Source organism: Kitasatospora sp. NPDC088351, assembly GCF_040685575.1.
Lineage (GTDB): Bacteria > Actinomycetota > Actinomycetes > Streptomycetales > Streptomycetaceae > Kitasatospora.
The window spans coordinates 21855-28725 of the sequence record NZ_JBFBIL010000086.1 but is presented as its reverse complement, the minus strand read 5'-3'; the positions used below and the strand labels follow the sequence as shown (position 1 = coordinate 28725).

The window sequence follows — 6871 nt, the reverse complement described above, 5'->3', positions numbered from 1 at the left end:
TCAGTTGCGCTCGCGTCACACACCACGGTCTACCGGATCAGGACCCGCCGCGAAGGTGAATCACACAGATTGATCACGACCGAATACGCGCCCTAATGGGTCCGACCGGGGTTGACGGCCAAATTGGTCTATGCCACTTTCTGATCGCGCGGCCCGCCGCCTCACCCCCACTGCTCCGCCTGAGGTCGACCGGGCTCCCCTCCGTCGGTGCCGCGCACCGTCCCCCACCACAGGAGAGGAACCCCCATGAGCATCAGAACGACCGTCCGGCGCCCCCGGATCCGGGCGGCGCTCGCCGCCGCCGTCACGACCGGGCTCGGCATCGGCGCGCTGACCGCCCTGCCGGCCGCCGCGGCGGGCGAAGCGGTCTCGGTGCAGTACCGCAACGGCGGCAGCGGCAGCTCACAGGCCTCGCCCTGGCTGAAGGTCGTCAACACCGGTGCCACGAACGTGGCGTTGAGCCAGGTGAAGGTGCGCTACTACTTCAAGGCCGACAGCGCCTCGGCCACCTACAGCTACTCCTGCGACTGGGCCGTGAAGGGCTGTGCCAACGTCACCGGTACGTTCGGCAGCATCGTCGAACCGGGCGCGGCCGCCGACCGCTACCTGGAGATCGGCTTCACCGCGGCCGCCGGCTCGCTGGCCCCCGGCACCGACACGGGAGACCTCCAGCTGCGCTTCAACCGCACCGGCTGGCTCCCCCTCGACCAGGGCGACGACTACTCCTTCGGGCCGGCCCAGAACACGTACACGGCCTGGTCCAAGGTCACGGCGAGTGTCGGCGGGGTCCCGGTCTGGGGCACGGCACCCAGCGGCAACACCCCGAACCCGACTCCCACGCCCTCCGGCCCGACCACGCCGCCTCCGGGCGCCGTACTGTTCGACGACTTCGACTACACCGACCACACCGACCCGGCAATCGGCGCGCACGGCTGGAACGTTCGCTCCGGCGGCGGCGGCCCGGGCGTGTCCGGTGCCACCTGGGCGCCCGAGAACGTCTCCTTCACCAAGGAGGGCGCGAACTCGGTGATGACCCTGCGGAGCACCACCGCCGGAACGGGCGACTCCACTCGGCAGGCCGAACTCAACACCCGGGCCATGAAGTTCAAGAACGGGACCTACGCCGCCCGGGTCCGGTTCTCCGACGCCCCGGTGAGCGGCCCGGACGGCGACCACCTCGTGCAGAGCTTCTTCGCGATCAACGATCTCAAGGCCCCGATGGCCGACGACTACTCCGAGTACGACTTCGAGTACCTTCCCAACGGAGGCTGGGGCGAGCCCGCCAACATCCTCTACAGCACCTCCTGGGAGACCTACGGCCCCGACGGCTCCGTCAACCAGCACACCGAGGCCCGGGCCGGGTACGAGGGCTGGCACGACCTCGTCATGACCATTGACGACACCGCCATCGTCTACTACGTCGACGGGGTCGAGTTCGCCCGCCACGACGCGCGCTTCCTGCCGGAGCGGCCCATGGAGATCCACTTCAACCAGTGGCTGATCGACTTCACCGGCCAGGCCTCCACGGCGCCGCGTACGTACGAGGAGAAGGTCGACTACGTCCTCCACGTCAAGGACCAGGTCCTGACCCCCGCCCAGGTCAACAGCGCCGTGGCTGCCTACCGCTCGGCGGGGACCACCTTCACCGACTCGGTCCCCGCCACCCCGTGACCGCGGCTCACTGCTGATCCGGCCGCCGACTGGAGGCGGGGCACCGCCGGGTGCCCCGCCCTCCGCCCCGGCCGCCGGTGCCCTCGGTGAGGTCGCCGGCCCGACTCCCAAGTGGAGCTCCGACGTCGCCGAGGGCCAGGTCATCGGATATGCGTTCTATGCTGCTGCCCAACCTGGAGCCCGAGGAGTCACGATGACGGGCAAGTACTTCTTGCTGATCTGCGGCGACGTGCCCAATGCAGTGGTTCTGACCGACCCCGGACCCCATCCCGTCGAGGTCGTGAAGCTGCTTCGCCGGAGGACCGGGCTGAGCCTGTGGCACAGCAAGTCCCTCATCAGCCGCCTGCCGGCCACCGGCCTCGAAGACGTACCGCAAGAGGTGGCTGAAGCCACGGTGCGCGAACTCCTCCTTCAGGGCGTCCTGCTGGTCGTTGAGGAGCCAGGTGGCGTCGGCGACCCCGACGCGTGCGACGAACTTGCCGTACGGCGCGAAACCGTCGTGGTAGCCCGGGACGAACATCTCGTTCGACAGCCACTCTTCTTCTTCACACCGGCTGCCCGGCCGGCGGCCCCGTCGGGACGTGACCGAACGTCGAAGCCGGCAGCCGAAGCGACAAGGGAGCGGAGCGTTGTCAGACCGTTGCGCGATGCTGGGCGTGCAGGTGGTTCGAGGGGTCGCCCGCACCGGCGCTGAAGGGGGCATGGTGGCAGATCAGGATGACGGCTGGGCGGGCGTGGGCTGGGAGGGCTGGCAGGACTACGAGGGCATCCGGCGGCGTCTCGATCGGGGTGCCGATCCGGAGGTGTGGGGCGGGGGACGGCCTCTGCACCGGGCCTCGGTGTTCGGCTCGCCGGAGGTCGTCGCGGAACTGGCTCGGCGCGTGACGGATGTGGACGCGTTGGCGGGCGGGACGACCGCGTTGTGGGAGGCCGTCCTGTGCCGCAGGCCGGACAATGCGCGAGCCCTCGCCGCTGCGGGGGCCGATCCCTGGCGGCCCTTGGTCGGTGGCTGGTCGCCGGGGCGGCTCAGCCTGGCCGGACCGACGCCGGACCTGTTCGTCATGCCTGAGGAAGAACGCGGGCTGACCGAGGCGGAACGCACGGCGGCGCGGGAGGGCAGGCGGCTCGTCTCGGCGCTGGGAAAGCTGTACTACGACGGCACGGGACTGGCGTGCGTAGCCGGGATCGACGCGGGGGACGCGATACGTCGCTTGGAGGCGACGCCGGCCGAAGGCGACGGCCTGGACGAACTACTGGACGATCCCTACGCGTACGACATGGACGACAGCTTGAGAATTATCGGCGTGACGACTGTCCCGGGCGGCTGCGTCGTCACCCAGCCGTGGGGGTACGCACCGAAGGTGCCAGGCGTGCTGGCCCGGCTGTCCGTCGACACCGTCTGCTACGGCATGTACGCCAACCCCAAGAGCGGCAATCAGGGCAGCATCGCCCGCAACGGGACCATCGAAGCCTGGGACCTCCACCCGGGCGGCCCACCGCGCCCACAGGCCGGGTCCCAGGAAGTTCTGGCCTCCTACCTCTACCAATCCAGCGCGGTGGCCTACTCGTGCGCCTTCGCAGGACTGCGCCTGGCCGACGCGCGCGCCATCGTCGGGCCACCCGACATGTGGGTCGAACTGCCGCAGCGCGACTATTGGGAGCGCTGACACGAGGAGGCTGCCACGACCAGTGGAGTGGCCTCGCCGTGCGAACCGATCAACTCGCCATTGCCTACCAGTCCGCACTCCACCTCGCGGCCATCCTCGGCCGGGCCCGCAGTTGGTCGAAGAGACGGAACCCAGTGCGGCGTGCAGGTGGGAACGAGGGCGTCCGGACGCGGGATCGGCGTGCCGGTCCTGACGGGTCGCAGGTCATGATCTGACCGGCCTCGTTTCGCGCACAGGTGCCGTCCGGGCCGGGATGGGGCTTGCTCTGGCAGTCGGTACAGGGCTGCGGCGGGATCTCCCAGGGCTTCGGCGTCGTGGGCGGGGCCGGCTCCACGGAGGGCGCCGGGCTCGCCGGAACCTCGTGAAGCCGTACGAGCGCCGGCCTCTCGCGCGGCTGCCGCTACGGGAGGACCGCATCCACAAGCGTCCGGAGCCCGAGCACCGCCAGGGCCGCCCCTGCGGCCGCTCCCGCGATCTGCACAATCACCGAGCGTCCTCGCCGACTGCCGCCCTCACCCTTGCCCCGAAACCTACGGCAAGCCGAACCCCGGCCTCCTACGGCGGACCTGGCAGGCCCCCGACTGGAACGACCACGCCTCGGTGCTGCGCCGCGTCCTCCCCCAGCTCGCGGCCGCCGTAGCCGACAGCTCATCGGAGTCCTTCCGCTACCAGGACGAGATCGGTCTCTCGCTCGCCCGCGGCCGCTGGCAGGAATGGCCCCGGGAACAGGCCGCAGCGGTGCGGGAGTTCCTGCGCGCCTTCTGGGCACGCAGCCTCGTCGCTGCCGGGGTCCTCCGGCTCGCGCCGCGGTGAGCACGTGGTGTGTGCCGGAGGGGGGAAAGTACTGGGCGCCGGTGAGATCGGCTTCCGCGTGGAGTCCGGGCGGTGGGCGGTCGATGAGGTCAGCAACCAGTCGACCGGCTACTGCCCGGGCGTCAGCTCGTGGCCGGCTGTCGCGGCGGCCCCGGCGACCGCAGAGAGCGCCGGAGCCGCCGCGTTCAGCCGGCTGCGGCCAGGTGGCGGACGAGGTGGGCCGATACCTGCGGGATCTCGCCGTACTCGTGGTCGCCGTCGTCGGCCGGGAGCTGGTGGATCACGGCGGCCAGGCGCGGGGGAAGCCGTACGTCGAGGCCGAACCGGCAGCGGCTGATGATCTCGTCGCGCACCTGGGCGGGCAGCAGTTCGTACGGTGAGTCCAGGATCCGCTGGGAAGGGCGGGGCGCGGCGCCCAGCGATTCGGCCTCGCGGCGCCAGACCTCCGCGTCCAGGACCTCCCCGAGGCTGCGGTGCAGCATGCTGAGGCAGGAGGCGGAGGTGTAGTTGCCGCCGCCGGCCGCGAACTTCCACCAGAACTCGGCGCCGTCGCGGTGTCCGACGGTGTAGAGGAGCGCGCCGAGGACCAGCGCGCCTTCGGGGTGGATACGCCGGTCGTTGATGAGCAGGTCCAGCGAGGGCGCCGCCGTCGGCACGGCGAGGATCATGGCGGTGACCAGGTCGAGTTCGTGGCCGGCCTGCTCGTGGTCGGCGGACATCGGCGCGGGGGCGGCCGCCAGCCGCTCCCAGGCCGAGCCCGCATTCGCCGCGTACTCGCCGTACGGCGGGCCGGCCGCCGCGGGCTGCGCGGGGTCGCCCCGCAGCAGGCGGTCCTGTCCGGTGGTCACCGCTGCCCTCCCCGCCGGCCACCGAGTGCGACGGCGAGCCGGTCCAGGGCCTGTGTGGCGGTGGAGCGGACGTTCGCCTCCGTCATCCCGAGGTAGTCCGCGATCACGCTGTCCGGCAGGTCGACCAGGTACCGCAGCACCACCACGTCGTGCCGGCGCTCGGACAGTCGCCGGATCGCCGCGTACAGCTCCTCGTGACTCCCCTGGGCCTCCACGAGGTCCAGGGTGCGCGCCGCCGAGCGCCGCACCGCCACCACCCACCCTGGGACGGTGGCGGGTCGGGGCCGGTACTCGGCTCTGATCATCGCCTCCGCCAGGGCCGCGCCGATCTCCTCCTTCAGCAGCGTCCAGGCGTGGAAAGCCGGTACCTGCTGGCGCAGGATCCAGGCCCACCGCTGCCACATCCGGTCCTTGGCGCGCTCGACAACGCGCCGGGCCTCGTCTTCGTCACCCAGGCGGGCCCGGGCGATCCCGCTCCAGGCCCGCTCGTGCGTGTCGCAGAACGCGTCGAACGTCAGGAGGCGGCTGCTCCGCCGCACCGCCCAGTCGCTCTCGTTCACGTTCCATTCCTCCCTGACGGCCACCCCGTTGGGTACCCGACCGACTGTAGGCCACCCTCGACCGACCGGCCGGCCCGGGCGTCTGGCGCGCCTGCTCACGTCGAGAACTTCCGCCCCCGACAGGAACATTGGAGCGCACGGCGCGCCCCCATGTTCAGCGGGGCGAGAGAATTCACTATCAGACATAAGAAGTGATGAACAATCAAATGACCTGTCCCATAGAGAAACACGGCCAGTCGGAATATGATCCTTTGCGGTCACTCCCCGATGCGCTCGATTCACCCACCGTTCCGACCCGCGATTGCCGGGACGCGGGCCCGGGCATAGTGGGAGGGGCCGCGCCAGGGCCCCGCGCCGTGGGTGGTGCGGGTCGTCGCTCCGCCCTGTCGTAGGAGCTGGACGCCTATGAACCAGGGGGAACAGATGGCCGACGAAAGCACAGACGCCCGATCCGGCACCGAACCCGACGTGGCGGTCGAACTCGACATCCACGTGGCGCACTCCGCCCGGATGTACGACTACTACCTGGGCGGCACCACCAACTTCCCCGCCGACCGGGAGGCCGCGGGCCGGGCCCTGGCCGTCTTCCCACAGGCACCGGCCGCCGCACGCGCCAACCGCGGCTTCATGCACCGCACCACCCGCCACCTCGCCCGGGCCGGCATCCGCCAGTTCCTCGACATCGGCACCGGCATCCCCACCTCGCCGAACCTGCACGAGGTCGCCCAGCAGATCACCCCCGAGGCACGGGTCGTCTTCGCCGACAACGATCCCATCGTCCTCATCCACGCCGTCGCACTGCTGCGCGGCACCTCCCAGGGACTGACGACCTACGTCCAGGCCGACGTGCACGAGCCCGACACCGTGATCAGCGCCGCCCGGAAGGTCCTCGACTTCACCCAGCCGATCGCGCTGAGCATGAACGCCCTGCTGCACTTCGTCCCGGACGAAGCACACCGGATCACCGAACAGCTCAAATCCCAACTTCCCTCCGGCAGCGCCCTGGTGATCAGCCACCTCACGGCCGACTTCGCGCCGCAGGAGACCGCGCGCCTCATTCAGGTCTACCGAACCGCCGGCACCCCGGTAGCGGCGCTGCGCCGCGAGGAGTTCGGGGAGTTGTTCACCGGCTGGACCGTGCTCGACCCCGGCATCGTCTCCACACCCCGCTGGCGCCCCGACCACACCCACGACTCCGCCACCGCCCACAACTCCGCCCCCGTCACCGACGCCGAGGCGTCCTGCTACGGTGCCGTCGCCATCCGGCCGTGAACCGGACCCTCACCGCCGCTCTGACAGCCCGACGCCCCCT

The 6871-nt window shown here is 70.8% G+C and carries 7 protein-coding genes; 5 read left to right on the top strand and 2 right to left on the bottom strand.

Annotated features, from left to right (window positions below):
• The first annotated feature begins 246 nt into the window (after positions 1–246).
• From AB0P06_RS34605 to AB0P06_RS34590, 4 genes are all read left to right on the top strand, one after another.
• Positions 247–1671, top strand: coding sequence for a cellulose binding domain-containing protein (locus AB0P06_RS34605; RefSeq protein WP_363614566.1), 1425 nt, complete (start codon positions 247–249; stop codon positions 1669–1671).
• Positions 1672–1864: 193 nt separating this feature from the next.
• Positions 1865–2365: a ribosomal protein L7/L12 gene (locus AB0P06_RS34600; protein ID WP_363614564.1), complete on the top strand. Its 501-nt coding sequence runs from the start codon at positions 1865–1867 to the stop codon at positions 2363–2365.
• Positions 2319–3338 carry an ankyrin repeat domain-containing protein gene (locus tag AB0P06_RS34595; RefSeq protein WP_363614562.1) on the top strand — a complete coding sequence of 340 codons (1020 nt, stop codon included), beginning with the start codon at positions 2319–2321 and terminating at the stop codon, positions 3336–3338. The genes AB0P06_RS34600 and AB0P06_RS34595 overlap by 47 nt, the downstream gene beginning before the upstream one ends.
• A 600-nt stretch (positions 3339–3938) precedes the next feature.
• Positions 3939–4151 carry a hypothetical protein gene (locus tag AB0P06_RS34590; protein WP_363614560.1) on the top strand — a complete coding sequence of 71 codons (213 nt, stop codon included), beginning with the start codon at positions 3939–3941 and terminating at the stop codon, positions 4149–4151.
• Between the two features lie 185 nt (positions 4152–4336).
• Here the strand turns inward: AB0P06_RS34590 and AB0P06_RS34585 are convergent, their stop codons facing one another.
• Entirely contained in the window at positions 4337–4999 is a 663-nt protein-coding gene (locus AB0P06_RS34585) for a hypothetical protein (RefSeq protein WP_363614558.1), read from the bottom strand.
• On the bottom strand, positions 4996–5559 hold the full coding sequence (locus AB0P06_RS34580; protein WP_363614556.1) for a sigma factor-like helix-turn-helix DNA-binding protein: 564 nt from the start codon (positions 5557–5559) through the stop codon (positions 4996–4998). The genes AB0P06_RS34585 and AB0P06_RS34580 overlap by 4 nt, the downstream gene beginning before the upstream one ends.
• 423 nt (positions 5560–5982) lie before the next feature.
• Between AB0P06_RS34580 and AB0P06_RS34575 the strand changes: the two genes are divergently transcribed.
• Positions 5983–6831, top strand: a complete 849-nt coding sequence (locus AB0P06_RS34575; RefSeq protein WP_363614554.1) for an SAM-dependent methyltransferase — start codon at positions 5983–5985, stop codon at positions 6829–6831.
• Positions 6832–6871: the final 40 nt, after the last annotated feature.

Bases quoted from the DNA above. Each gene is read 5' to 3' on its own strand.
- AB0P06_RS34605 (WP_363614566.1), top strand. From the start codon at position 247: ATGAGCATCAGAACGACCGTCCGGCGCCCCCGGATCCGGGCGGCGCTC.
- AB0P06_RS34600 (WP_363614564.1), top strand. From the start codon at position 1,865: ATGACGGGCAAGTACTTCTTGCTGATCTGCGGCGACGTGCCCAATGCA.
- AB0P06_RS34575 (WP_363614554.1), top strand. From the start codon at position 5,983: ATGGCCGACGAAAGCACAGACGCCCGATCCGGCACCGAACCCGACGTG.
- AB0P06_RS34595 (WP_363614562.1), top strand. From the start codon at position 2,319: ATGCTGGGCGTGCAGGTGGTTCGAGGGGTCGCCCGCACCGGCGCTGAA.